The organism is Fibrobacter sp. (assembly GCA_017503015.1).
Lineage (GTDB): Bacteria > Fibrobacterota > Fibrobacteria > Fibrobacterales > Fibrobacteraceae > Fibrobacter.
Genome location: JAFVTX010000049.1, coordinates 61,578 through 86,903, shown reverse-complemented (window position 1 = coordinate 86,903; position 25,326 = coordinate 61,578). Strand labels below are relative to the sequence as shown.

The following is a 25,326-nucleotide window of genomic DNA, read 5'->3' as shown; positions in this document are numbered from 1 at the left end:
CTATCCGGTGTGGGCGTTCGAGACTTGAGGGAAGCTGTCCTTAGTACGAGAGGACCGGGACGGCCGAACCTCCGGTGTACCGGCTGTCACGCCAGTGGCATTGCCGGGTAGCCGTGTTCGGATCGGAGAAACGCTGAAGGCATCTAAGCGTGAAGCCGTTCCCAAGATCAGGTCTCGCGGGGGTCACCCCCCTGTAGGGCCGTCGTAGACTACGACGTCGATAGGACGCAGGTGTAAGCGCGGCAACGCGTTGAGCCGAGCGTTACTAATAGCCCGTGTGGCATTTTTCTTCTTTCAACGATTCAGTTCCGCGCCGCGTGGGCAGCCCGGATCCATCGTCGGGGACGCAAGGTCACCTCGACGCTTTCCGATAGGTTCGTTCTTCAGGTCCCTTACGGACCCTGCCGGCTGTGTATGTTTCTGCGGTTATCGACGGAGGGTCACACCCGTTCCCATTCCGAACACGGAAGTTAAGCCTCCTGTCGCCGATGGTACTTGGCCTCCGGGCCCGGGAGAGTAGGTCGCTGCAGGATTCTCGCCCCGCTTGCCGTAAACGGCGAGCGGGGCTTTTTTTGTGCCCGCGTTGTCATGCCCGCGCAGGCGGGCACCTCCTTGCCGGACCCGAGCCCGTGACGGGCTGCCCCCGACGCACGAGGGGGTGGCGAGCGACAGCGTGCGAGCCAGGGGGAGGCCTACCCCTTTTAACGACCGTTCGGCTCCCTTGCGCACGTGAAGCTCCGGAATCGCCTCACTCTCGCCTTCATAGCCAGCTTACGCCTGGCTATTACGGCTCACGGGCGACCGTTCGGCTCCCTTGCGTACGTGAAGCTCCGGAATCGCCTCACTCTCGCACTCATAGCCAGCTTGCGCCTGACTATTACGGCTCACGGGCGATCGTTCGGCTTTCAGGACACATCTCACACTTCACACCACACTACATCCCGAGCCTCCCACCACGAACCTCTTGTCCCCTGCGGCCCTACCACCTACAACTTAACCACTATTTTACTATCTTTTGTTCTAAATTTTTGTGGGACGTGTAATGGGAAAAAAGCTTCTAGGCTTGTTTTTGCTGGTGGCGGCAGTCTGTTCTTTCGCCAACCTTACGGTGCATATTCAATCACCCTGGCGTAACGACGCCTCGAAATCCGGGTATGCATTGCACATACTGGGCGGAACTTCCAACTACAATGCGGAATACGGTTCTTCATCGAAGACCATCATGACCGACGAGGGCGATGGCTGGTTCAGCTATACCTGGAGCAAGGATGTCTCCGGTTTTCAGGAGTGGGAGACTTTCAGCGTCGCGATTTACCCTAATACTGCCGACCAGAATTTCAACAACAATAACAAGGTGGCTTGGACCGAAGCTGGTAATATAAAGATTGTCCCGCTCTTCGGAGTTGAAAAGGAGCTCTGGCTCTACACGAATACGACGGACATGTCGTACACGGTTTCCTTTGTGGCTCCGGGTTCCAAGATGGTTTGGTTCAAGAGTCCCTGGGGAAACAAGGCTTTGCCCGACCTGGTTCTTGCCAAGGATACGGTGATGATGCGCTTTGCCATGGACGATGCCACCAAGTGCGGCTGGTTCTATGCGGCGTTGTCGCCAGCGGTGATGAAGCGGAATCCGTTGCAGTCTGGATTTTTTATGCGGCACTTGACTCCCTACATGACTACACCTGCAAAAGGTGTGCTGGACCTGGGCACGCATTTGAATGGCCACGACACGATTTTTGTAGACGGAACGGCTGCGACGCCGAAGGTTACTTACTCCATAGGGAGTCTCGGGACCTGTTTCGATTCGACCTACGTGTTGCACATCTACCACCCCTGGAGGACCAACACCAGCTTCCGCGACAGTGCGGTGTATATTTCCGTCGGCAATAACATCTTGAACAATCCCGTCGCGACTGAGAAGGATTCTTACCCTTACTGGTACCACTACGATTTTGCACCGGCGACAGTCAAGTCCGCAAATTGGGGTTCCCCGTCGGCCCTGTTCAATATTTACCGCCGTCAGAACGAATGGCCCCAGGTGGTGTATTTCTCGGACGCCCAGCGTCCGCAGGCGTCGACGCTGTTCCCGCTGGGTGTCTACGAGAGCTGGCTCTATACTTCTAGCGAAGGCCGGCTTGATTTGCAGTTCACTCCGCCGGAGCCCAAGGTGGTTCGCCTGATGAGCCCTTGGGACAACATGACGCCCTCGATGATTGTGGAAAACGATACCATCAAGATGGGTCCGGTGGGAGCGAATCCTTACGATTCCACCCAGACGGATACTTGCGGCTGGTACCAGGGCACCTATTACAAGCATGCGGAAAGCTGGGATGTTCACTTTAAGCAGACCTTCGGGCTGGATAACTACAGCCTGGAAGGAACCATGGGCGAGGGCAACGGTCTCGGGACCCCGATTTCTTTGGATTCCATGATGGCTCTCCACGATACGGTCTGGGTTTACCCTTACCCGCTGTCCAGTAGCGGCCCCAGGTTCAGCGAAAAGTTCCCGGGTCGCCTGGGAATTTGCCCGACCTTGAAGATTTCGGCCATGGTGCTGGACTGGGCGGGAGAATCCTTTGCCGACAGCATAGACGTGGACTTTGGCGGAATCTACGGTGGCAATGACTACACGAAGGTCTACGATTACAAGGACGGCAAGCTCGATACGCTCAAGACCTGCGGCGGTGTGGCGAAGGGTATGGTGAAGCCGGAACTGGTAAACGGACATCCGGTGCGGGTGGATTCTACGGAATTTCCCTGGGCGATTTGTTCGGCAGCCCGCGAGATTGAACGCTGGTTTGTCCCCGAAGTAGTGGCCAGCGACAAGGCCGGCAAAAAATACACCAATGCGGTGTGTCGCGATATTGACCTGAAGTTGGATGAAGAAGGTTTCTGGCTTGCGGACATTACCAACCCCAACGATTGCAACGATCCCGTGAATCCGGGTTTCTACCCGATAGACGATTTGGAATATCTGGATTCCGCAAGGACCGTCAAGAATCCGAAATACGATCACGATATCCAGGGCTGCAAGCACAACTACAGTTTCTCCATGAAGATCACGGCGAGTTTCAAGTATATCAAGGGGCAGTATTTCGAGTTCCGCGGTGACGATGACGTGTGGGTGTACATCAACAACAAGCTGGTGGTGGATATCGGTGGTTGCCACAACCCCGAAGAAGGGGCCGTGAACCTGGATACCCTTAAACTCACCGAAGGCGAGGAATACCCCTTCCATATTTTCTTCTCGGAGCGTAACGCTACCGGTTCCAACTTCAAGATGCGTACCTCCATTAACCTGCAGACCCAGAAGACGTATTTCCCGGTAGAAAAGAAAAACGACAATGGCATTATCGAGTACGAACTCTTGCAGTTGCTGATGGACGAGTCCCTTAGTTGCGACGTGTCCAGCATAACAAAAATCGATACCACAGTTGCCCAGTCCATTTTCCGCCTGACAGGCGGTAGCCTGCCTATGGAAGGAGTTCTCTTGGAACCGGGACTGAATTACGGTGGTATTTTTATCAACGAAAACATGGCGGGGTTCTGGGTAGATACCAGCGCATTTGTGAATTCGAGAACCCTTATGCCCGGTAACTATGTGCTGACCTGCTATCTGGCCTCTGACTTGACTCAAAAGCAGATTATCAAGTTCACGGTGCCGGAATACCCCCTGCCGGACATCGCTTTTGTAAACGTATTCCACTTGTCCGATTCCCTGCTGATGGATTCCAAGGGGCTTACCCTGCGGGGAGACTCCCTCGGGGCCGAAGGCCGCAAGAACGATACCCTCTGGGCCTTTGCCGCCTACCCGGACACGGTTCCGTTACAAATCGCCCTGCTGTTCGGCAAGACCCCCTGCGGGGAGATGGAAGACCTGACCAAGGTGAACTGCAAGGAGAAGGTGATTTTCCATTCAGATTTCCCCATCAGCTTTATGAACGAAAAGTTTGAACTGGTGGACACTCTTGAAACGGATTCTGCCGGATACGCGAAGTTCTACGTCATTGGCGATTCCGCCATGGTGGACGCCTACTTTACCGTGTCGGGCCCTGGAATTGGAAACCAGCTGGTGTGGCGGGAAATCCATTTCAAGGAACCTCCCGTGCCTATCGTGAAAAAATCCCAGATGTTTGACGTGGACGGCAACGGGATTCCCGACAGCCTGGTGATGTACTTTAGCAAGGCTTTCGAAGACGTGGTTCCCGATACCTTGACCTGGATTTTTGGCGGCGACGAGGAGCATAAGGTCTCTAGCATGAAAAACGTGTGGCCCCTGGTGAAAAACGATTCTATTTTGGTGCTGTTCGACAAGAAGGGCCTGCGGAAAGATGTTTTCACTGGGCTTACGGACCAGGTCTATTCGGGAACATTGAAGTACCACTATACCTACATCGATGAAGATTCCGGAGACGAAGTCAAGCTCATAATGAGGGCGGGCATCGAGGACAAGGTGGCTCCGGTCATTCGGAGTGCCATGGTGCAGACGGTGAACGACAACAGCAGCATGGTGGTCATTAACCTGAGCGAAGGGACGGAAATAGAAAAACTGAATCCGGAATCTACCTTCGTGTTCTTTAGGGGTGGCAAGAACTTTATGGATTCCTTGTCGATTTCTGGAGGGGATATCCGCGGTAACGGCAACGTGGCCAAGGTTTATTTCCGCCGGTCCGCTTCGGGAGTGCTGCCGGTCGTGGGTGATTCTGTCCGGCTGGTGCCCGGAGTATTTGGAGACCGCAGTGGCAACAAGGCACACAAGAACAATCCCAAGGTCCGTATCGAAGGGGAACAGCGTACCGAAATCAAGTCGCCGGGGGTGATAACGATTTCAAGCGACCTTGAAAAGTGGCCCTACAAGGAAAGCATTGTCCCCGTTTCTGTGCCGACGGACATGTCGGTGCATGACGTGATAGACAGCTTGGGCATGCCCGGTTTCTTGCTGAGTTTCAACATGGGGGAGGTGGCGACCACGCTGATTGCGAACCTGCCCAGCGATGCCAACCTGGATTCGGCTCTCTCGTTAATCAAGATGGAATGGGAAGGATATTATTTCTCCCATCTGGGAAGTTTTGTGAACAAGGCGAAGGGAACGGTGCGGTGTAACGACAAAGAGGTTTTCTATAACGCTTCGAATCCGGCAAGGTCCAACTGCCTCGAGAACCCGGGAAACATTTTCTTTGAGTGGAACGCCCGCAGCGAAAACGGCCGCCTGGTCGGTACCGGCCCCTACATCTCGAAAATCAAGGTCAAGATTTATTCCGGAAAGAATGTGGAGGGCAAGAACGAAGACGTCTATACCCTGGGCATTCGTCGCGGGAAATAAGGATAAAGCGGTTCAATGTGAGCAACAAAGCCCTCAATATTAATTGAGGGCGGTTGCGAGAGTGAGCGCATGCCAGAGAGGCGATATAACTTTTAGCGCGAACGGTCTAAATAGGGTAACGGTCCTTCGCTGATTCCAGTTCAGCGGAAGTCTTTTCCCAGTCTTCGTAAAGGCTGTCCACGACTTTCTTGTTGTCGTCCATGTCTTTCGCGATGGCGGTAATGGCATTGCCGTCTCCGTTTTCGGAGGCGGCTACCAACTTCGCTTCCAGTTCGCCCCCCAGGGCTTCGGCCTTGGCGATATCTTCTTCGATTTTGGCAAGCTTCTTTTCCAGGGGCTTGATGACCTTGCTGCGTTCGGCGATGTAGTCGGCGCGGGCCTTGCGGTCTTCTTTGGCGCTGGGCGCGGCATTCTCTGAGTCGCCCTTCACGTCGATGTTCGATACCTTGATGTTTGCAGAATTTGCGCCGCCGGGTTTCTTTTCGCTGGCCCAGCCCACCTTCTCCAGGAAGTCGGCGTAAGTGCCTTCGAATATGCGGCAGGTCCCGCCGTCAAAAACCACAAGGCGGTTGGCAAAGGCGTGCAGAAGTTCCTCGTCGTGGGTTACCACCAGGGCGGTTCCTTCGTAATCTTCCAGGGCGTCGATGAGGCTCTCGATAGATTCCATGTCCAGGTGGTTCGTGGGTTCGTCCAGCAGCAGCATGTTGCAGGCGCTGGCCAAAATCTTCCCCAGCAAAACGCGGCTCCGCTCGCCACCACTCAGGACCTTTACCTTCTTCAAGGCGGCGTCGCCACTGAACATCATAAGGCCCGCAAGCCCTCGGGCGCAGCTCTTTTGCGAGACTTCTTCAATGGCCGAGGCGATTTCTTCTTCGACGGTGTTGTCCAGGTTCAGGCGGTTGATGTTCGTCTGCCCAAAATAGTTTATCTGCAAGTTCGGGTTGTAGCTGATTTCGCCTGCGGTGGGCTGCAGCTCTTTGGCAATCAGGTTCAGGAGCGTCGTTTTACCGCGACCGTTGGGGCCGATGACCGCAATGCGGTCCCCCTTGAAAACTTCCATGGTCAAATCGGTAATAAGTTCGGGACCCATTCCCTGCAGGTTGCCGTCTTCGCCCTTGTTCGGGTATGCAAACGAGAGCCCCTTGATTTGCAGCATTCTCTTGCCGGGGAATCCCGCCTCGGTAAAGCTGAATTCCAGATTGCGCTCGTGGGTGAGCCGCTCGCCGGTGGCAAGCTTTGCCGCTGCCTTGATCTTGGATTGCACCATGGCGGCCTTCGCGGCCTTGTAGCGGAACCGCTCGATGACTTTTTCCAGCTGTTCCTTTTTCTTGGCCTCGTTTTCTTGCGTGCGCTGGGCCACTTCCTCTTCTTCGGCGATGGTCTCCCGGAGTTTTTCTACGGAGCCCTTCACCTTGCGGATTTTGTGGCGGAAAATGCCTGCGGTGTGGGTGCAGACCTCGTCCATAAAATGATGGTCGTGGGTAATCAGTAGCACTTCGCCTTTCCAGCTGCGCAAAAAACGGCTGAGCCATCGCATGGAGACGATGTCCAGGTAGTTGGTGGGTTCGTCCAGCAACAGCATGTCTGGTTCTGCGGCCAGCACTTTCGCCAGGTTCAGGCGAATCTGGAAACCGCCCGACAGGAGCATGGGGCTCTTGTGCATGGATTCTTCATCGAAACCGAGACCGAAGAGAATCGCCTCTACCTTGTGTTTTTCTAGCCAGCCGTCTTCGTTGGGCTTCAACACGCTGCAGGCCTCTTCGTGTACAGTGGCGTGTGTAAAATTCAGATGTTGCTGCAGGTAGCCCAGGGTGTATTTCTTGGGAATGTCGATGTTTCCGCCGTCCAGGCATTCCTGGCCGAGAATCATCTTGAAAAGCGTCGATTTGCCGCAGCCGTTACGACCCACCAGGCCCACCCGCTCGTGGTCGCCTATGAGCAGGCTTGCACCGTCCAAAAGGACCTGGACTCCGAATGACTTGGAAACGTTCTGGATTTGAATCACCGCCCAAAAATAGCAAAAAAGGGCATATATCCCAAATTTTACAAAAAAGATTGCACCTTTTTGCAAAATTGGATGTATCTTTACTTAATAGACATAACCAAAAGGTGAACCATGAAAAAGAATCTTTCTTTTGTAATGGCGGTGGGTTGGGTGTTCTCACTATCCCTTGCGGGTCTAGCAGAAGCGCAAACCGTTGAAATCGGTACTTGGGCAGGCTTTCGTACAGCCGCAGTTTCTTTCACGTTCGATGATGGTCCGCAAAGTGATGTTGATATCGCTATGCCCATGTTTGAAAAGTACGGTTACAAGGCAACTTTCAATATCGTTACCAATTGGGCGGGCGGTAATATTAATGGGATGCTTACCTGGAGTGGAGTTAAGGAATTAGCCGCGGCCGGTCACGAAATCGCAAGTCATAGCGAAAGCCACCCCGAAGGAACGATGTCTGCTAACGAGATTTCTTCATCCAAGGGAAAAATCAACCAAAATATTCAGCAGCCCTACGGTTGTGTAACGCTTGCATACCCGAACTGCAATACTCCCGGCGATGCCCAGGTCCTGCAGAATTATGTCGTCGGAAGAATTTGTAATTCTGGCTCTAGTATTATGGGTAAGAATGGCCCGAGCAACTGGGCTGCAGTCCCTGCGATGATGACGGGCAGTAATGGTACCAGCGATTTCAAGGGCAATATGCAAACGGCCGTTCAGCAAGGCGGCTGGGTCGCGTTCCTCACCCATGGCTTTACAACGGGAACAAACGGCTATGCGAATTACTCTCCGACCAATGCAAGTGCTATGGAAGACGGCCTCCAGTATGCCAAGCAAAATGACAGTAAAATCTGGGTCGCTCCGATGGGTCATGTTGCCATGTACATCAAGGAACGCAATGCTAGTACGGCAACGGCATCTACTAGCGGAAGTTCCATTACGGTCAAGCTGACCCATACTATTGCCAATGATGTTTCCAAATACGAGTATCCCCTTTCGCTCCGTATAAAGAACGACAATAATTGGACCGCTGCCAGCGGAACCCAGGGCGGCAAGGCCATTACGACCTCCATCAAGGATGGCTACATCTATTTCGATGCTGTCCCAAATGGTGGAGACATTGTGATTTCTAGTGGTGGTTCTACACCCCCCGCCAGCAGTGCCTCTACCCCCACCAGCAGTTCCGCCGCACAGCCTGCTTCTAGCAATTCTAGTATCGGGGGCTCTGTTGAATACAAGCTTGAAATGGAAGACTACATGCCGGGCGGCGAGGGTGTTGGCTACAGCGCCTTGAACGATGACAGCGAAGCCACCGGTTACCGCTCAGACGATGCCGGTATCGTGAAGGTGGGAACAGACGGCTACGGTGTGGGCTACACCATGGCAGGGGAGTGGTATGCCTATTCGCTGGTTATTCGATGCGAAGGGCAGTTCAGCGTGGTGGCTCGTGCGGCCACGGGGGCGGCGAATAAAGCCCGGTTCACGGTATCTGCGGACAATGTGGCTGGAGAGGTGGCGGTGGATGTTCCCAGCACGCCCGACGACTGGAATGCCTATGCCGAAGTCAACGGTAGCGGAACCTTGAATCTTGTTCCCGGGGATAATGTCATCAGGGTCCATTTTGACGATAGTTACATTAACGTGGACTGGATAAAGTTGACGTCTTCCAATGCCCAGTGCCCGGAAGTGATTCCCGTGGCGAAAAACCTGCGGTTGAATTCCTTGTCGGGCCCTGTCCAGTACCAAGTTTTTGACATAAATGGTCACTTGCTCAAGTCCGGAACTGTTTCTGCCCAGGGTGGCGTGCAAAACCTGTGGAGCACCGCCAGTAGGGGACTTTCTAAGGGGACATACGTGCTGCGTTATGGAAATGGTTCCTCTACAAGGAGTGTCCAGGTCCGCAAGTGATAGCTTGTCTGAACTGAAATTGTTATATTTGGCCCGCGATGATGCGGGCTATTTTCATTATTCTTTTGTTCATTTCGGCTGGTTTCTGCCAACTGATGCCTAAGCCTGCTTCATCTGGTACCGATTCGATTCTCTTGAAAGAAAAATCGGCGCCCATGGTCTATGTGGACGCTGCGGATTCAGGTAAGAATTCGGCACTTGCCGGAGCGACCGCCTCTATGGATAGCCGTCAATTTTCTAACGATTCCACCATCGGGACTGTAATTGGTGTCGGTGCAGAATTTGTAGGCGACATGGTGAAGGGAATGCTTTCGCCCAATTCTCCCGAAACGGATGCGGTGGAGCTGGAACGCTCCAGACGGTAGCGCCTGCGGCGCAGTTAATAGTTGATAGTTACTTTGCCCTTCGGGCTAGTTACTAGTTCGCTGGTTCTTGTAGCTTTTTGTTTCTTGAAATTCTAGTAACTAGTAACTCAGAACTAGCCCGTAGGGCGTAACTCCTACCCTAAGTATTTCTCGCCGGATTCCACGCTCTGGTAGATGAGGGTGTTGATGGTCATGGGGCCCACGCCGCCAGGAACCGGAGTATACGCGCTGGCCACGTCGTCGAGACCTTTCTCGATATCACCCACGCCACCCGGATGGTAGCCGGCATCCACCACGACGGCACCCTGCTTGATCCATTCCTTCTTGATGAACTCGGGCTTGCCGACTGCACCCACCAGGATGTCGGCCTGACCCACAAATTCGGGGAGGTTTTCAGTCTTGCTGTGGCAGATGGTCACGGTGCAGTCTGCGTTCAGGAGCATCATGGCCATGGGCTTGCCAAGAATCGCGCTACGGCCCACCACGACGGCGTGCTTGCCCGCGAGCGGGATGTTGTATGCCTTCAAGAGACGCATGATGCCGGCCGGCGTTGCGCATCCATATGCGGGTTCGCCCATGGCCATACGGCCAAAGCCCAGGCAGGTCACGCCGTCCACGTCCTTGCGGGCGTCAATGGCTTCGAATGCGGCGCGTTCGTCAATGTGGCGCGGGACCGGGTGCTGCAAAAGAATTCCGTGCACGTCGCGGTTCTCGTTCAGTTCTTGGATTTTGTTGAGGAGTTCTTCGGTGGTGGTGTTCTTGGGGAGCACCACGCGGATGCTTTCCATGCCCACCCGGGCGCAGGCGTTGCCCTTCATCTTCACATACGTGGCGCTGGCCGGGTCGTCGCCCACCAGGATGGTGGCGAGTATCGGGGTCTTGCCCGTTTTTTCCTTGAGTTTCGCCACGCGGGCGCTGAGTTCTTCTTCAGTGGTCTTGGCGAGTGCCTTGCCGTCCAGGATGAGTGCTGCCATATAAACTCCGTTTTGGGCACAAGATAGTAAATAGGGGATAGGATTTAGGGACTAGGATCTAGGGGTTAGGATTTAGGGGTTTGAGGTTGCACTATTTTGTAAACATTCTTAAACAAACGTTTCCAACACCCCGACGCTCAACGCCTTGTAAACAGAAAAATTTTTTTTGCCGTGAATTTTTGGCCATAAATAAACTAGATTAAAAAACGATTTTCATCGATGCCGTTTTTGGCTATATAAAATGAGGATATAATGATTGCTATGAAATCTACTGCCAAGATGCTTTTGGCTCTCTCGGCAAGTGGTATCGTCTTTTCGGGTTGTGGAAGTGACCAGGTCGAAGGTGCGCTTCCTCGCCAGGAGACGCTCTACCTGTCCGGTCAGCAATGGGGCGCTCCCGCGACATTCAACCCCCTTGCCGAAAGCTGGATGGCTGCCTGGCCCGTGGGTGGTCGTTTTAACCTGGTTTACGAACCGCTTATTACCTATAACACCTTGAACGGCCAGATCGAGGACCTTCTGGGACACCTGGACGAAGACCTCTCCAATAACGACAGCATCGTGGTTACCCTGAACCCCGCTGCCAAGTGGAGCGACGGGGTGCAGGTGAACTCCAACGACGTGAAGTTCATTTTCACCAAGGGTTCCATCAATACCTCCGAACAGATTTCCGACATTCATGTGGACACCCTTTACGCCGAACCGGCATCCGAGGACTCCACCGCCGAACGCAAGATGATTGGCGAACGTCTGGCCTTTATCGTGAACAAGGCCCAGAGGAACAACCCGCTGTCTGTGCGCGACCTGCTCCAGGCAATCCGTATCGCTCCGGCCCACGTGTTCGAGCCGCTGATTGCCGAAAAGGGTCTCGACGAAGTCAAGAAACTCACCATGGACAAGAACCCGGTGGTTTCTGGCCCCTACAATATCATGTCCGCCGACCCCAACAAGATTATCTTGCAGCGTCGTGACGACTACTGGGGTAATGCCGCCCTCCACGACGGCAAGCTCCCCGCTCCTAAGTACGTGGTTCACCCCATTTACAAGAGCAACGATGCTAACACCATCGCTCTCACCACGGGTAACCTCGATGCTTCCATGAGCTTCGTGACCCGCATTTGGCGCAAGCGCGGCGTGCATACCTGGTTCAACGAACCGCCTTACTTTGCACCTGGCGCCATGCCCATGCTCATGATCAACACCATGAAGGAACCGCTCAACGACAAGCGTTTCCGTAGGGCTCTGGCAACGGCTATCGACTACACCGCTATCCGCCAGTTCGCCGTTTCCAACTACACCTCTACCTTGAAGCCGGGCCTGATTATGCCTACCGGTCTTGAAGGCAAGTACATCAATGAAGAAGACGCCCAGAAGTACGGCGTGAACCTCGCCATTACCGACGAGAACGAACGCTTGAGCACCGTGAAGCAGATGCTTTCCGAAGCGGGCTTCAAGTCTGTATGGAAGAGCGATGGAACTCTTGACCACATGGAAAACGCCAAGGGCGAAAAGCTCCCCACGCTGTTCATCACGAGCCCTGCCGGTTGGACCGACTGGGAAGCCATGGTGACCATCGCCGTAGAAGGCATGCGTAAGGCCGGTATCGACGTGCGTGAAGGCTTTGTAGATGGCGGTCAGTACTGGCCTGCCAAGGGTACGGGTAACTTCGACCTGCTCATGGACAAGCCCTCTGCCGACGTGTCTCCGTCTCTGCCGTGGAGCCGTTTCAATGAAGTCATGTCCAGCCGCGACTGGCAGCCTCTTGGCGCCTGGGCCGGTACCAACATCGGCCGTTACAACCAGCCGGGCACTCCTGAATTCCGCCCCGAAGTGGACCAGTTGATGTCTGCAATCCCGCTGATGACCGACCCCGAAGAAATCGCGAAGGCTTACCGCGAACTCAACAAGATTTTCATGGAAGACCAGCCCTCCATTCCGCTGGTTTACCTGCCCGAACAGTTCTACGAATTCAGCGACCGCGTATGGACCAACTGGCCCACTGCCGAAAACCCCTACGCTCCGCCGCAGCTCCCGTGGATTGCCTCCGGCACCAAGATTCTTTGGAACCTCAAGCTTGCTAAATAAAAGGACGACAAATGCTTAAACAATATCCAATGTTGCGCTATGTCCTGCAGAAGGGATTCTGGTATCTCTTGACGTTTGTTGTCGCCGTGGCGATTAACTTTACGTTGCCCCGTATGGGTGAGAACAACCCTGTGGACATCATTATGGGTAAGGCCGCCCAGGGCCTTTCGCCCGAAGAAGCCAAGCTCAAGAAAGAAGGCCTGCTCAAGGCTTTCGGTATGGCCGAGCTGGACGACCAGGGTAACGTGATCTACGACCCCGAGGTGGATGCCAACGGCCAGATGAAGACGGTCAAGGTGGCAAAGCTGGACGAAAACGGCGCCCCCGTGCTGAAGACCGTCAAGGAAGTGAACGAAGACGGCACGCCCAAGATGCTGGAGCGCCAGGTGGTGGACGCCGAGGGTAACCCGGTGTTCGAAGAAAAGCCGGTGCTCGACGAAAAGGGCAAGCCGGTCATGGAAAAGGACCCGAAGACCAAGAAGAAGGTGGCCAAGGTGGAACAGGTTCCCGTGATGGAACAGTACCAGGCCGAACGCCAGGACACCGTCATGGTGGACGAAGTGGTCAAGAAGGCCGACCCTCGCCTTGCTTCTGGATTCTCCCAGTTCCTGGTCTATATCAAGAACGTATTCAAGGGTGACCTGGGTATCTCTTACAGCCAGTATCCGAAGCCGGTGGTGGACATCATCAAGGAATCCGTTCCTTGGACGCTCCTTATCCAGGCTCCCACCATTATCCTCGGCTGGATTATCGGTAACCTTCTCGGTGCTTTCGCTGCCTACAAGCGCGGCATCTTCGACAAGGTGTTCTTCCCCTGCGCCATGTTCCTGAACGGCATTCCCTTCTTCGTGTTCGGTATGCTCTTGGTGGCGCTCTTCTCCATCACTCTCGGTTGGTTCCCTGCCATGGGCGCCTACAGCCCCGACATTACGGAGCTGAGCTTCTCCTGGGGTTGCATCAAGAGTGTGGGCTGGTACTACATTCTGCCCTTCTTCTCGGTGTTCCCGATTCTGCTTTCGGGTCAGGCAACGGGTATGCGTTCCATGTCCATCTACGAACTGGGTACCGACTACATGAAGTACGCCAAGTGGCTTGGACTTCGCGAAGGCAAGATTATCAGCTACGTGTTCCGTAACGCCATGCTTCCGCAGCTCACCGGCCTTGCCCAGAGCCTCGGTACCATGGTGGGCGGCGCCCTCATTACCGAAATGATTTTCTCTTACCCGGGTCTCGGTATGGCGATGCTTACCGCTATCCAGCAGAACGACTACGCAACCATTCAGGGTTGTACCTTGATGATTTCGACCTGCGTGCTCGTGGCTAACTTTGCCGTTGACGTTTTGATTGCGGTGTTTGACCCCCGTGTCAAGGCCGGTCTCCAGATGGGAGGTAAGTAATCATGGGAAAACTATTAAGAAACCTTCTCAAGTCCCCGATGTTTGTCATCGGTATCTCTATCTTCATTATTACCCTGTTGATTGCGCTGTTTGGCCCCATGTTCTACCATGTGGACATCAACGCTCGTGACATCGTGGCTGGGCCCTATGCGGGCTCCAGCGGCGATCACCTGCTGGGTACCGACCACCTGGGCCGTGACTACGTGTCTCTCTTGATCGAAGGCCTCCGCAGCTCCCTCTATGTGGGCCTGGTGGCGGGCATCATCGCCACCACCATCGGTGTGCTTATCGGCCTCTTTGGCGGTTTCCGCGGCGGATGGATTGACGAAGTGTTGAACATGCTCACCAACATCTTCATCGTGATTCCGCAGTTCGTGATTCTCGTGCTTATCAGCTCTGCTGTTAAGGACGGTCGTTCTTTGACGCTGATTGGTCTTATCATCGGCCTTACGGCTTGGAGCTGGTCTGCCCGTGCGGTGCGTGCCCAGGCTTCTTCGCTGCGCAGCCGTGACCATATCTCCCTTGCAAAGATCAACGGTGCGTCTACGCTCACGATCGTTATCAAGCACGTGCTTCCGTACCTGCTTTCTTACGTGTTCATGGTGTTCATCATGCAGGTGTCCTCCGGTATCCTTTCCGAAGCCTCCATCTCCATGATCGGCCTTGGTCCTCTGGATTCCACTTCTCTGGGTATCATCTTGAACCAGGCGAAGGACAACGGTGCCCTTTCCGACGGCATCTGGATCGCCTTCTTGCCCGCCACCATCATCATTACCCTGACGGTGTTCGCGCTGTTCCTGATCAATACTTCCATGGAAGGCGTCTTTAACCCGCGTCTTCGCAAGTAGGAGGTTTAGAAAATGTCTGAAAATGTATTTGAAGTCGAAAACCTGAGCCTCTACTACCTGGGCCGCTTTGGCGACAAGACCCACGCGGTGACCAATGTGAGCTTCTCCATGAAGCAGGGTGAAATCCTGGGTATCGCCGGTGAATCCGGTTGTGGTAAATCCACCTTGGTGTCTGGCCTTATGGGCATGTGCATCCCGCCTCTCTATCCCGAAGGCGACGGTGACGTGCGCGTAAAGAGCGGCGACAAGATGGAATCTTTGATGAACCGCTCTATCGAGGATGTTCGCAAGAACGTGCTTGCCCAGAAGGTTTCCATGATTCCCCAGGGCGCTTTTAACGCCCTGAACCCGGTCCGCAAAATCAAGGATATCGCCGCCGACGTGATTGGCGCCCACCAGCAGCCCGGCAAGCACCTGGACAAGAAGGAAGTCTATGACCGCCTTTGCGAGCGCTTCGACCTGTTTGGCATGGACACCAAGCGCGTGCTGGATTCTTACCCCATCCAGCTTACCGCCGGTGAACGCCAGCGTTCCGTGATCGGTATCTCTACGCTTTTGAACCCCCAGATGGTGATTGCCGACGAACCCACCTCTGCTTTGGACGTTTCTACCCAGAAAGAAGTGATCAAGTTGATCTTTGACCTTCTGGACAAGGGCATCTTCAGCACCATGATTTTCATTACCCACGAACTTCCGCTGCTGTACCACGTGGCCGACAATATCGCCATCATGTACGCGGGCGAATTCGTGGAAAAGGGCACTGCAGAACAGGTGGTGAAGGATCCTCGTCACCCCTACACCCAGGCTCTTATGGGTGCCATGCTCAGTACCGAGGCCAGCCAGCGTCACCGCCACCCGGTGGCAATCGAAGGCGCACCTCCGAGCCTGCGTAACAAGATTACGGGTTGCCGCTTTGCCGACCGTTGCAAAAAGGCATGCCCCGACTGCAAGAAGAATACCCAGAACCTCCGCGTTGTCGGTGGTCGTGATGTGAGGTGCGATTATGCTGAGTGATAAGCCTGTTGTATTTTCTGCCAAGCGCATTAGCAAGGACTTTGGCGCGGGCAAGACCCTGAAGACCGCCGTGAAGGATGTTTCCTTCGACATCTATGACGAAGAATTCATCTCCATCGTGGGTGGCTCCGGTTGCGGCAAGTCCGTGCTGGCAAAAATCATGCTCGGCCTCTACGAACCCACCCGCGGCCAGTTCCTCTACAGGGATCACAAGATCAAGAACCTGAAGGACCACTGGAACGAGGTTCAGTTCGTGTTCCAGGACCCGTTCGGATGCTTCAACCAGTTCTTTACTATCCGTAGCCAGCTGGAAGACGCCCTGAACGTGCTCAAGAACAAGCCCTCCAAGGAAGAAGTCCGCCGCCGTGTGGACGAAGGCCTGATGGCTGTGAACGTGAAGCCCTCCGATATTGAAGGCAAGTATCCCTTCGAACTTTCGGGTGGTCAGATGCAGCGTATGCTCTTGGCCCGTATCTTCGCGCTCCGCCCGAAGGTACTGATTGCCGACGAAGCCACCTCCATGGTGGACGCCTGCGTGCGCGCCAACATCTTGGATTATCTCCGCAAGTTGAAAGACGAGCTGAAGATGACCGTGGTGTTCGTGACCCACGATATCGGCCTTGCCAACTACGTGTCTGACCGAATCTTCATCATGCACGACGGAAAGATTGTGAACCAGGGTACTCCGGCAGAAGTGCTGGACAACACCACTGAGCCGCATACGCTCCGCCTGCTGGACGATATCCCCGAAGTCCACAAGACCGAATGGATCAAGAACAGCCATCGCTCTAAGAAGTAAACAGTGGTTTGGGGTGAAAAGCCCTGCTCCGCATTTGTCATCCCCGTTGTCATTCTGGAACCCTGGAGCATAGCGATAGGGGATAGAATCACGGGGATCTCCTCTAAAAAAGCCGCAGTCCAAAGCTGCGGTTTTTCTTTTGTATGGGAAATAGTGTTCAATGGTTCGCGCTGAAAACGGAAAAAACGCGGTTTTTTCTCCCGAACCCGCAAATTAAAGGTATATTCTGGCCATGAATACCCGCAAAAGTTTACTTTCTAGCGTAAGTACGGCGACATTGTCTGCCGTAGTTGTTTTCCTTTGTTCTGTCACGGCCTTCGCAGGCCCCTTGATGAATCAGCTGGGCTATGCTCCCGAAGCCGAAAAACAGGTGGTGATTCCCGGTAACGACGCCAACGGGCTTGAAGTCCGGGATTTGAACGGGAAGACTGTATTGAAACTCGCAGCCCCCTACGTGCTCGAGTGGGAATATAGCGGCGAAGAGACCCAAGTGTACGACATTTCTGCGGTAAAGACTCCCGGTACTTACCGCCTGTTCCGTAACGGCGAGTACCTGGGAAACCCCATCACCGTAGGCAAGAATGTTTACGAAGGGGTGACAAAGGCTGCACTTAAGTGGTTCTATTACCAGCGGGCCAGCATGCCCCTGGTGGCTCCTTATGCCGACAAGTGGGTCCGTGCGGCAGGCCACATGGACGACAAGGTTATCGTTTACGGTACCGACAAGGCCACAGGCGGCAAGGGCGCAGGCAAGACCATCAAATCCCCCCGCGGTTGGTACGACGCCGGCGATTACGGCAAGTACATCGTGAATTCCGGCATTACGGTATGGACTCTGCTGGACCTGTACGAAAAGTTCCCGAAGTTTGCCGGTACGCTGAGCTGGGATGTGCCGAGGGAATTCCCGAAGCTCCCTCTGCTTTTGGAAGAGGTCCGTTATAATCTGGACTGGATGCTCACTATGCAAGACAAGGACGGCGGTGTTTTCCACAAGGTCTCTACCCTCAAGTTCTGCGGCAGCGTAATGCCCGAAAAGGATACCGCCCCCCGTTACGCCATTTTAAAAAGTGTTACAGCTGCGCTGGACTTTGCAGGCGTGATGGCCCAGGCCAGCGTGGTGTATGCCTCCTTTGACAAGGCCTACAGTTCCAAGTTGCTGAAGGCAGCGGAGGCTGCCTATGCCTGGGCGAAGAAGAATCCGGAAATGTTCTACAAGCAGCCCGCCGACGTGAACACGGGCAGTTACGCCCCCGGTAACGAAGACGGCAAGGACGAATTCCGTTTTGCGGCTGCCGAACTTTTCAATGCGAAGGTGGCATCCGGGGCAAACCCGACAACGGACAAGGCCACGGCTGCCTACCTAGAAGACTTGAAGGCTAATCCCTTCACCCAGAATGGGGCATGGTGGGGTGACCTGAACATGCTTGCAGTTTTCCGCGTGGCAAATGCTCCTAAGGTGTTCGGCGATAGCCTTGCCGGGGTGGCAAAGAAGATTTTGCTGGACGAGGCGAACAGCCTGCGTTCTATCGGCGATACTAGCGCCTACAGGCTCCCCATGCACCCCTGGAACTGGAACTGGGGCAGCAACAGCGCCGTGGCGAACAACGGCATTGTGCTTTTGCAGGCACACCTCTTGACTAACGACAAGAGTTATCTGGACGGCGCGCAACAGTGCCTGGATTATCTGCTGGGCAAGAATCCCATGGACATCACTTATGTGACCGGATTTGGATTCCGCAGCCCCCGCAATCCGCACCATCGCCCCAGCGAAGCGGACTTTGTAGATGACCCGGTGCCCGGCATGTTGGTGGGCGGGCCTCACCTGGGCAAGCAGGATATTAACCTGAATGGCACGGACCATTGGAAATGTCCGAACTACGCCGCAGCCGACAAGCCGGCCCTGGCTTATTTGGATGACCGCTGCAGCTATGCTACCAACGAGGTGGCCATCAACTGGAATGCTCCTTTGGCATTTTTGGCAGGCGCCCTCCAGGCGATTTACGGGAAGTAAGGTGATCTAGATGGCGGCTCAAGGCCGCCATGACGTAGGTTAGTCAAACCCGCACCTTTTATTGTCATGCCCGCGCAGGCGGGCATCCCCTTTTTATATTTCCCTCTATGGAAGAACAAATCGACATCCTGAACCCTGACGGAAGCCCGGCAGGGTATTCTTGCGGGCGCACAGAGGTTCATGCCAAAGGGCTTTGGCACCGCACGGTTCACATCTGGGCCTTTGACGGGACGGGCCGTGTACTTTTCCAGCTTCGCAGTCATTTGAAAGAGAATAACCCGAACCTTCTGGATACTAGCTGCGCGGGCCACATCTCTGCTGGCGACACCAGCCGGAACGCCGCCGTCCGAGAACTGAAAGAGGAATTAGGGGTCCATAAAAATTCAGGTGATTTGGAATACCTCTTTGAAGCGACCCACGAAAGTGTCTTGAACGACGGCACTTATTTTGACAATGAATATTACGATACATACAAAATAACGCTTACCGACGAAGAGGCCGGCCATCTGGTGCCGCAGCCTGGCGAGGTGGATGATTTCGTGTGGATGACGGTGCCGGAGTTTCTGGAACTGAAGCGCAAGCACCCCGAAAGGTTCGTGAGCCACCCGAAGGATTACCATTGGCTCGAAAGTATTTCTAGATTGTAACCCATGATGTACAAGAAAGTGGCAGTGGTTGTGGAAGGCGGTGGCATGCGCGGCGCCTACACGGGCGGTATTCTGGACGTGTTCAACGAGCTGGGACTACGCTTTGGCGGTGCCTGCGGAACTTCTGCCGGCGTGACCCACCTGTGCAGTTTCTTGTCGGAACAGATTGGCCGAAATTTCCGTATCGATACGGTGCATTCCAAGTCCAGTAAATATATGGGCTGGGGAAACCTGATTCGTACCGGCGAATTTTTCGAGGTGGATTATTGCTACAGGCAAATCCCCTACGAGATAGAGCCTTTTGACATGGAAAAATTCGCCGAGGCCTGCAAGACGACGGAATTTTACGCCTGCAGTTCCAACCTGGAAACAGGCGGTGCGGAATACCTGCGGGTGATGGACTACCGCGATGCCCATGATATGAACGCCATTCGCGCCTCGGCATCGCTCCCGCTGATGAGCCACATTGTAGAAGTAGACGGTAAAAAACTATTGGATGGTGGAATCGCCGACAGCATTCCCTTCGAGATTATGGAGAAGAAGGGGTTCGAGAAAATCGTAATTCTCTTGACCCAGCCGGAAGGTTTCCGCAAGAAACCCAACTCCATGATTCCCCTGTTCAAGCTGCTCTACCGCAAGTACCCGAAGTTCATCGAGGCTGCGGCCAACCGGCACGAACGTTACAACGCCTGTCTGGACTTGATTGCTGAAAAGGAAAAAGAAGGGAGTGTGTTTGTGTTCCGACCCAGCGAGGCCATGCACATTTCTCGCCTGGAAAAGGACAAGTCCAAGCTGGTGGAACTTTACAACTTGGGTCGCAAGGATGTAAACGCCCGCCTAGATGCCTTGCTGAATTTTTTGGAAAAGTAATTCGGGGTTTTATGTCCGTTGCAGAAAAAGGCAGGCGCTACCGTCATTACAAGAAAGAGACCATGGTCTATACCGTGGTGGAAATCGCTCTGGATTGCGAGACGGTGGAACCTCTGGTGATTTACCGCAGCGAATACGAGGCGCCAGACCATCCCAAGGGAACGCTCTGGGTCCGCAAAAAGTCGGACTTCGAAAGCACGGTGACGCTCCCCGACGGCTGCACCGTGGACCGGTTCACACTGATTGTGTAAACCGACTGTTCTTTTTTCTCGTCATGTTCGCGCAGGCGAACATCCGCTGGAGGAATGTAAGCAGATCCTCGCCTTCGCGAGGATGACGAAGGAAAGTCGCGAGAATGGCCCAGCGCGATTTACGGTAGCATCTTGCCGGTTTCGAGGTAGCGGTTGTGCATCTCGAAAGCCTTGCTCAGCGCAAGGGGCATGTGCACGCCCTTGGCGTGCTTCAGGCTGTATTCCAAAAAGTCCGTCAGCGGTTCCTTGAAATCGGGGTGTGCGCATTCCTTGATGATAAGCCGTGCCCGCTCTTCGCTGGCGAGGCCACGCAAATCCGCAAGTCCCTGTTCCGTCACAAAAATCTGGGTGTCGTGTTCCGTCTGGTCCACATGGCTCACGTAGGGCACAATGCTGGAAACGGCTCCGCCCTTGGCTACCGATGGCGTCAAGAAAAATCCGAGAGCGCAGTTCCTGGCAAAGTCTGCCGCCCCGCCAATGCCATTCATCATAGAAGACCCGCACACCAGTGAACTGTTCACGTTTCCGAAAATATCCGCTTCTAGGGCGGTGTTCATGGAGATGACGCCAACGCGACGGATTACGTCGGGACTGTTGCTTACCTCTTGCTGCCGGATGACAAAATGCTTTTTCCAGTCGGTTGCATTACGTATAAATTCGTCCTGCGCGCCTTGGGAAAGCGTTAAAGCCGTTCCGCTAGCTACGCCCAGCTTCCCCTTTTTGAGCAGGGGGATAACCGCCTCCTGGATAACCTCGGTAAAGATGTCGATTTGCCCCAGGCGCTCGTCGTTTGCCATGGCGGTGAGCACGGCGTTGGCCACCTTGCCCACACCGCTCTGGTAGGCCATTCCCTTGGGGAGTCTGCCCTTGGATTCTTCGAATCGGATAAAGTCCAGAATACGTTCGGCGATGTTGGTAGAAACGCTGTCGGGCTCTACGAAGGGAGTCACCTCGTCGTAGCCGGAATTTTCCACGATGGCGATAACCTTGTTCGGGTCAATCTTTACAAGGTTTTCTCCAACGCGGTCGCCGGCGCTGTAAATAGCGAGAGGTCTTGCGTGTGGAGGCAGTTCCGGCAGGGCGTTGTCGTGGATGCCCATGTAGCTGTCGCCCAGGCGGGTGTTCAACTCCAGGATAATCTTTTCGGAGCGTTCCAGGTAGCAGACGGAATTTCCGCCGGAGGTAGAAAGGCACACACGGCCATCGGGCAAAATGGTGCTTACTTCGATGACGGCAATTTTCGGAGTCGGCACGGCTCCCGTGCGGACCAGGTAACCCATCTTGCCCAGGTGTGCGTCTATGTAACGGATAGAACCGTCGTTGATGGCCTTCCGAAGGCTGGGATTGCTCTGGTAAGGCATGCGTAAGTCGATGGCGTTTGCCCGCGCCAGCGCCCCGTCGCAGCTGTCGCCGGTAGAAGCTCCCGAGAATAGCGACACCTTGAAGGGCTTGCCTTCGCCGTGTAGCTTTTCGGCCCGAGCGGCCAGCGCGCTGGGTACCGCCTTGGGGTATCCGGCAAGTGTAAAACCCGAAATGCCCAGGATGTCACCGTTTTCAATCATTGCCGCGGCATCGGCCGCCGAACACTTTTTACTTGCAATCCAGTCCATTTTCGCCCTTCCCGTGAGTTCAATTACCCGCGGGCAAGCATCTCCATCAGTTCCTTGTCCAGGCGTTCCGGGTTGTTGTACTGCGCAAGGCTATTGTGCAGTGACTCGCCCTTCGACACCAGGCCAAAGTCAAGGTTCTTGTAATTCCAGTAGCTAAAGCCCACGTCGGCTTCACGCAGAATGTCAAGGAAATCCCGCATCCAGGCAAGCTGGTATTGACGGGGTACCTGCACGTACACTCCGAATTCGTTGCAGCTGACCGGCAGGTCGTATTTGGCACGGAAATCCAGGGCGTTCTGGATGCTCGCCTGCAAGCGGGCCTTGTCCCACTTGCCGTATTCCACGTTCAGGCGTGTTTCTGCATCTCCCTGCGGAGCGGCGTAGTCACCGGGCCAGGGGCGTTCAATGTGGAAGAACGGGTCCTGGATCCAGGCTGCCCCCTGGTGGGTGAACGTCACCGGAGTGTAGGTGTGGAAACTGTAGATGGCGTTGTCGTCGTCCATGGGGGTCAGGAACTCGAATTCCTTGGCGCTGTTCCACTTGTTGCTGCCCACCACGATGGTGTTCTTGGGAGCGTGCTTGCGGATAGCCCAGAAGATTTCGTCCTTCACCTTGTCCCATACCTTGGAATCGCTTCCGGCGGGTTCATTCAAAAGTTCCATCATCACGCGACTCTCGCCGCTGTAGCGTTCGGCCATATAGGCCCAGATGTCGCAGGTCTTTTTACGGGCGGCAGGGTCTGCAAAGAAAGCCTGTTCCGTAGAGCACCCTAGGTGAAAGTCATGACCGGGGCACTTGTGCAGGTCCAGAATCACGTCCAGGTCTGCGGCCTGGATTTCTTTGAGGGCCTTGTCCAGAAGGCCGAACACTTCTTCGTTCGGCTTGCTGGCGTCGTCGGTCTTGAACAGGTTGAAGTAGTCCACCGGCAGGCGCACGTGGTTGAACCCCGCCTCGCGGATGCGCTTGAAGTCTTCCACCCCGAGGAAAGTCTTGATATGGGGCACGAGCCCCGGAAAACCTACAGGGTCCTTTTCTTCGATACAGTCCACTTGACTGAACCAGCCACCCAAATTCACTCCCCGTAGCCTTTCTTTTTTCATCTTTTGCTCTGTTGGTTATGCCGCCGGAATTGACGGCGTAAAGTTATTCGTTGACGATGTTCAGGTCTTCGTCGGCGATGTTCAGGTCCTGGACCACTTCCAGGTCGTCGGGCAGGTTGTAAAAGTCAACCACCAGTCCCACCTTCTTGTCTTCGTCCTTCTGCTTGTCGAACTGGACTACATCGTAAATCTTCATCTTGATCACGGCTTCGCCTGTAACGGGGATTTCCATGGTCATGCCCTTGCTGATGGGCCCTTCGATAATTTTGCCCTTGAACACGAGACTGGTCTTGTCTTCGCCCAGGGACGTCTTTTTCACGTGAAATACAGCCATTATTCCTTAGCCAATATCTTTTATTTTTCGGTTAATTGTTTTGCGGCCTACAAAATGCCACCGCCAAAAGTTAATTTTTTTCCATGGATTTATTGGTGGGTCGAATTCCTTTTTTGGTCTGTGCGCCGTTCTTTCACGGCTTTTTGGGTCGTGAGCAGGAATTCCCCCGCGTGCGTTTTGTAGACGGTCCGCCCAGCGTGCACAGCAGGGGACTCCGGGAGGGCGCGATTCATTTGTCCCCAGCCTCTTCGATTACCTTTGCCCAGAAACCGGGCGCCTTTGTCTTGTCGCCCAGGCTTTGTACCTCTTGCTCCTTTGAGGTCCGTTCCGTAAAGCTCTTTTCAAGGTTCCCCATCGAAGACCTTGACGGCAAGACGGTGCGGCTTACCTCCCAGAGCCAGACCTCTGTGGCCCTGCTGAAAATTCTGCTTTCGGAACGATTCCGGGTGCGTGCCGAATATACCGGCGGCCTTGCCGCCGAAGCCACCGACGACGCCTGCCTGCTTATCGGGGACTTGGCCTTGGAAGAAGCGGAACGCCGTCGGTTCCCTTACAGCTACGACCTAGGAACCCTGTGGCAGGACTGGCAGGGCATGCCTTTTGTATTTGGGGCGTGGATTATTGAGAAGTCGGCTTTAAAGCCGGAGCTTCGGCCGGTCCTGGAACAATATTTACAAGAAACGGAAAAAAGCGTGGAGTCTTTTCGTGCCGACCCCGCTGTCGCCCTGGATCACTGGATTTCAAGATTTCCCGTGAATCTGGACAAGAAGTCGTTACTTGATTATTATAAAATTATAGATTATCATTTTACAGACGAACGGAAAAAATCCTTGGAGTGCTTTTTCGGGTATGCCGCAAAGCTTGGACTAGTCGAAAAGTCGCCTGTCTTGGAATTTTTATAGGGGGAGTACATGAAAGAAGAAAAGATTCTCATCGTAGACGACAGCACCGAAATCCTGGAAAAGAACGGGGAACTTTTGACCCAGGTGGGTTACAAGGTGGTGGCCGCAACCTCCGGCGAAGAAGCCCTTGCCCTATTGGAAAAGGGAACCTTCGATTTGGTACTCCTGGACATTAACATGCCTAGCCTAAACGGTTACGAGGTGTGCTTGCGCATTCGCGAAAAGCACGCCCTGGATGATTTGCCTATCATATTCCTCACCAGCAGGGAAGATTCCGACAGCATTACCAAGGGTTTCCATGCCGGTGCTTCTGATTTTGTGTGCAAGCATTCGCCTACCGAGATTTTGCTGGCCCGTATCAACGTGCATATCCGGCTTTGCCGCACCCTCAAGTACCTGCGCGACATTTCCCTCACCGACGACTTGACCCAGAGTTACAACCGCAGACACGCCATTTACACCCTGCGTGAATGGTTCTCCCGCAGCAAGCGTTATGGGACGCACTTCTCCATGGTTTATTTTGACCTGAACGGTCTCAAGACGGTAAATGACAAGTTTGGTCACCAGGCCGGAGACCTGTTGCTCCGCGCCGTGGTCAAGGCCTGCAAGGATCTGCTTCGCGAATCCGATGTGCTGTTCCGCATGGGCGGCGACGAATTTATGGTGCTCTGCCCCGATACCGACAAGGCGGGAGCGTTAATTTGTGCAGAACGCATGCAAAAAGCGGTGGGCGACATCACCATCGTAGACCAGAAGGTCTCCTTTGCCTACGGCATCGCCTATTCTGGCGAGGTCTATAAGGACATGGACGAGATGCTCCACAGCGCTGACGCTTCCATGTACGAGTGCAAAAAGAAAATGCACGCCGGACGTGAGTAAACGCCACAGACTATCT

At 54.4% G+C, this 25,326-nt stretch carries 19 protein-coding genes and 2 rRNA genes; 16 read left to right on the top strand and 5 right to left on the bottom strand.

Going from position 1 to position 25,326, the window contains the following annotated elements; all coding sequences use genetic code 11:
* The 3 genes from IKB43_09030 to IKB43_09020 form a co-directional block, all read left to right on the top strand.
* A 23S ribosomal RNA gene (locus IKB43_09030) occupies positions 1-290 on the top strand; the annotation flags it as partial.
* 128 nt (positions 291-418) lie between these two features.
* A 5S ribosomal RNA gene (rrf, locus tag IKB43_09025) occupies positions 419-533 on the top strand.
* A 509-nt stretch (positions 534-1,042) separates the two neighbouring features.
* Positions 1,043-5,323 (top strand): fibro-slime domain-containing protein, encoded by a 4,281-nt coding sequence (locus IKB43_09020; protein ID MBR2470275.1) that lies wholly within the window; start codon positions 1,043-1,045, stop codon positions 5,321-5,323.
* Positions 5,324-5,429: 106 nt separating this feature from the next.
* Here IKB43_09020 and IKB43_09015 read toward each other — a convergent pair whose 3' ends face one another.
* Positions 5,430-7,328, bottom strand: coding sequence for an ABC-F family ATP-binding cassette domain-containing protein (locus IKB43_09015; protein MBR2470274.1), 1,899 nt, complete (start codon positions 7,326-7,328; stop codon positions 5,430-5,432).
* Positions 7,329-7,439: 111 nt separating this feature from the next.
* Between IKB43_09015 and IKB43_09010 the strand changes: the two genes are divergently transcribed.
* A complete protein-coding gene (locus tag IKB43_09010; protein MBR2470273.1) occupies positions 7,440-9,224 on the top strand; it encodes a polysaccharide deacetylase family protein in 1,785 nt (594 codons plus the stop codon).
* Between the two features lie 38 nt (positions 9,225-9,262).
* Positions 9,263-9,589, top strand: a complete 327-nt coding sequence (locus IKB43_09005; GenBank protein ID MBR2470272.1) for a hypothetical protein — start codon at positions 9,263-9,265, stop codon at positions 9,587-9,589.
* A gap of 134 nt (positions 9,590-9,723) precedes the next feature.
* Here IKB43_09005 and folD read toward each other — a convergent pair whose 3' ends face one another.
* Positions 9,724-10,563, bottom strand: a complete 840-nt coding sequence (folD, locus tag IKB43_09000) for a bifunctional methylenetetrahydrofolate dehydrogenase/methenyltetrahydrofolate cyclohydrolase FolD (GenBank protein ID MBR2470271.1) — start codon at positions 10,561-10,563, stop codon at positions 9,724-9,726.
* A 252-nt stretch (positions 10,564-10,815) separates the two neighbouring features.
* Between folD and IKB43_08995 the strand changes: the two genes are divergently transcribed.
* From IKB43_08995 to IKB43_08955, 9 genes are all read left to right on the top strand, one after another.
* Positions 10,816-12,648: an ABC transporter substrate-binding protein gene (locus tag IKB43_08995; GenBank protein ID MBR2470270.1), complete on the top strand. Its 1,833-nt coding sequence runs from the start codon at positions 10,816-10,818 to the stop codon at positions 12,646-12,648.
* A gap of 11 nt (positions 12,649-12,659) precedes the next feature.
* Positions 12,660-14,045 (top strand): ABC transporter permease, encoded by a 1,386-nt coding sequence (locus IKB43_08990; GenBank protein MBR2470269.1) that lies wholly within the window; start codon positions 12,660-12,662, stop codon positions 14,043-14,045.
* A gap of 2 nt (positions 14,046-14,047) precedes the next feature.
* Positions 14,048-14,893, top strand: a complete 846-nt coding sequence (locus IKB43_08985; protein MBR2470268.1) for an ABC transporter permease — start codon at positions 14,048-14,050, stop codon at positions 14,891-14,893.
* Positions 14,894-14,905: 12 nt separating this feature from the next.
* Positions 14,906-15,907: an ABC transporter ATP-binding protein gene (locus IKB43_08980; GenBank protein ID MBR2470267.1), complete on the top strand. Its 1,002-nt coding sequence runs from the start codon at positions 14,906-14,908 to the stop codon at positions 15,905-15,907.
* Complete coding sequence (locus IKB43_08975) at positions 15,897-16,706, top strand: ABC transporter ATP-binding protein (GenBank protein MBR2470266.1); 810 nt, start codon at positions 15,897-15,899, stop codon at positions 16,704-16,706. The genes IKB43_08980 and IKB43_08975 overlap by 11 nt, the downstream gene beginning before the upstream one ends.
* Before the next feature lie 232 nt (positions 16,707-16,938).
* Positions 16,939-18,717 carry a glycoside hydrolase family 9 protein gene (locus IKB43_08970; protein ID MBR2470265.1) on the top strand — a complete coding sequence of 593 codons (1,779 nt, stop codon included), beginning with the start codon at positions 16,939-16,941 and terminating at the stop codon, positions 18,715-18,717.
* 107 nt (positions 18,718-18,824) lie between these two features.
* Positions 18,825-19,364 (top strand): NUDIX domain-containing protein, encoded by a 540-nt coding sequence (locus tag IKB43_08965; GenBank protein MBR2470264.1) that lies wholly within the window; start codon positions 18,825-18,827, stop codon positions 19,362-19,364.
* 3 nt (positions 19,365-19,367) lie between these two features.
* Positions 19,368-20,234: a patatin family protein gene (locus tag IKB43_08960; protein MBR2470263.1), complete on the top strand. Its 867-nt coding sequence runs from the start codon at positions 19,368-19,370 to the stop codon at positions 20,232-20,234.
* A gap of 11 nt (positions 20,235-20,245) precedes the next feature.
* On the top strand, positions 20,246-20,485 hold the full coding sequence (locus IKB43_08955; GenBank protein ID MBR2470262.1) for a DUF1653 domain-containing protein: 240 nt from the start codon (positions 20,246-20,248) through the stop codon (positions 20,483-20,485).
* A 119-nt stretch (positions 20,486-20,604) separates the two neighbouring features.
* Here IKB43_08955 and IKB43_08950 read toward each other — a convergent pair whose 3' ends face one another.
* Genes IKB43_08950 through IKB43_08940 form a run of 3 tightly spaced genes read right to left on the bottom strand, consistent with a single transcriptional unit; the run spans position 20,605 to position 23,529 of the window.
* Entirely contained in the window at positions 20,605-22,095 is a 1,491-nt protein-coding gene (locus IKB43_08950) for an acetyl-CoA hydrolase (GenBank protein ID MBR2470261.1), read from the bottom strand.
* Between the two features lie 23 nt (positions 22,096-22,118).
* Positions 22,119-23,195: a glycoside hydrolase family 5 protein gene (locus tag IKB43_08945; protein ID MBR2470260.1), complete on the bottom strand. Its 1,077-nt coding sequence runs from the start codon at positions 23,193-23,195 to the stop codon at positions 22,119-22,121.
* 43 nt (positions 23,196-23,238) lie between these two features.
* Positions 23,239-23,529 carry a hypothetical protein gene (locus IKB43_08940; GenBank protein ID MBR2470259.1) on the bottom strand — a complete coding sequence of 97 codons (291 nt, stop codon included), beginning with the start codon at positions 23,527-23,529 and terminating at the stop codon, positions 23,239-23,241.
* A gap of 83 nt (positions 23,530-23,612) precedes the next feature.
* Between IKB43_08940 and IKB43_08935 the strand changes: the two genes are divergently transcribed.
* Both IKB43_08935 and IKB43_08930 read left to right on the top strand, forming a co-directional pair.
* Entirely contained in the window at positions 23,613-24,431 is an 819-nt protein-coding gene (locus IKB43_08935) for a menaquinone biosynthesis protein (GenBank protein ID MBR2470258.1), read from the top strand.
* A 9-nt stretch (positions 24,432-24,440) separates the two neighbouring features.
* Positions 24,441-25,310: a diguanylate cyclase gene (locus IKB43_08930; GenBank protein ID MBR2470257.1), complete on the top strand. Its 870-nt coding sequence runs from the start codon at positions 24,441-24,443 to the stop codon at positions 25,308-25,310.
* Positions 25,311-25,326 lie beyond the last annotated feature (16 nt).

Coding starts and splice junctions, on each gene's coding strand:
- IKB43_09020 (MBR2470275.1), top strand. CDS start 1,043: ATGGGAAAAAAGCTTCTAGGCTTGTTTTTGCTGGTGGCGGCAGTCTGT.
- IKB43_09010 (MBR2470273.1), top strand. CDS start 7,440: ATGAAAAAGAATCTTTCTTTTGTAATGGCGGTGGGTTGGGTGTTCTCA.
- IKB43_09005 (MBR2470272.1), top strand. CDS start 9,263: ATGATGCGGGCTATTTTCATTATTCTTTTGTTCATTTCGGCTGGTTTC.
- folD (MBR2470271.1), bottom strand. CDS start 10,563: ATGGCAGCACTCATCCTGGACGGCAAGGCACTCGCCAAGACCACTGAA.
- IKB43_08995 (MBR2470270.1), top strand. CDS start 10,816: ATGATTGCTATGAAATCTACTGCCAAGATGCTTTTGGCTCTCTCGGCA.
- IKB43_08990 (MBR2470269.1), top strand. CDS start 12,660: ATGCTTAAACAATATCCAATGTTGCGCTATGTCCTGCAGAAGGGATTC.
- IKB43_08985 (MBR2470268.1), top strand. CDS start 14,048: ATGGGAAAACTATTAAGAAACCTTCTCAAGTCCCCGATGTTTGTCATC.
- IKB43_08980 (MBR2470267.1), top strand. CDS start 14,906: ATGTCTGAAAATGTATTTGAAGTCGAAAACCTGAGCCTCTACTACCTG.
- IKB43_08975 (MBR2470266.1), top strand. CDS start 15,897: ATGCTGAGTGATAAGCCTGTTGTATTTTCTGCCAAGCGCATTAGCAAG.
- IKB43_08970 (MBR2470265.1), top strand. CDS start 16,939: ATGAATACCCGCAAAAGTTTACTTTCTAGCGTAAGTACGGCGACATTG.
- IKB43_08965 (MBR2470264.1), top strand. CDS start 18,825: ATGGAAGAACAAATCGACATCCTGAACCCTGACGGAAGCCCGGCAGGG.
- IKB43_08960 (MBR2470263.1), top strand. CDS start 19,368: ATGATGTACAAGAAAGTGGCAGTGGTTGTGGAAGGCGGTGGCATGCGC.
- IKB43_08955 (MBR2470262.1), top strand. CDS start 20,246: ATGTCCGTTGCAGAAAAAGGCAGGCGCTACCGTCATTACAAGAAAGAG.
- IKB43_08950 (MBR2470261.1), bottom strand. CDS start 22,095: ATGGACTGGATTGCAAGTAAAAAGTGTTCGGCGGCCGATGCCGCGGCA.
- IKB43_08945 (MBR2470260.1), bottom strand. CDS start 23,195: ATGAAAAAAGAAAGGCTACGGGGAGTGAATTTGGGTGGCTGGTTCAGT.
- IKB43_08940 (MBR2470259.1), bottom strand. CDS start 23,529: ATGGCTGTATTTCACGTGAAAAAGACGTCCCTGGGCGAAGACAAGACC.
- IKB43_08935 (MBR2470258.1), top strand. CDS start 23,613: ATGGATTTATTGGTGGGTCGAATTCCTTTTTTGGTCTGTGCGCCGTTC.
- IKB43_08930 (MBR2470257.1), top strand. CDS start 24,441: ATGAAAGAAGAAAAGATTCTCATCGTAGACGACAGCACCGAAATCCTG.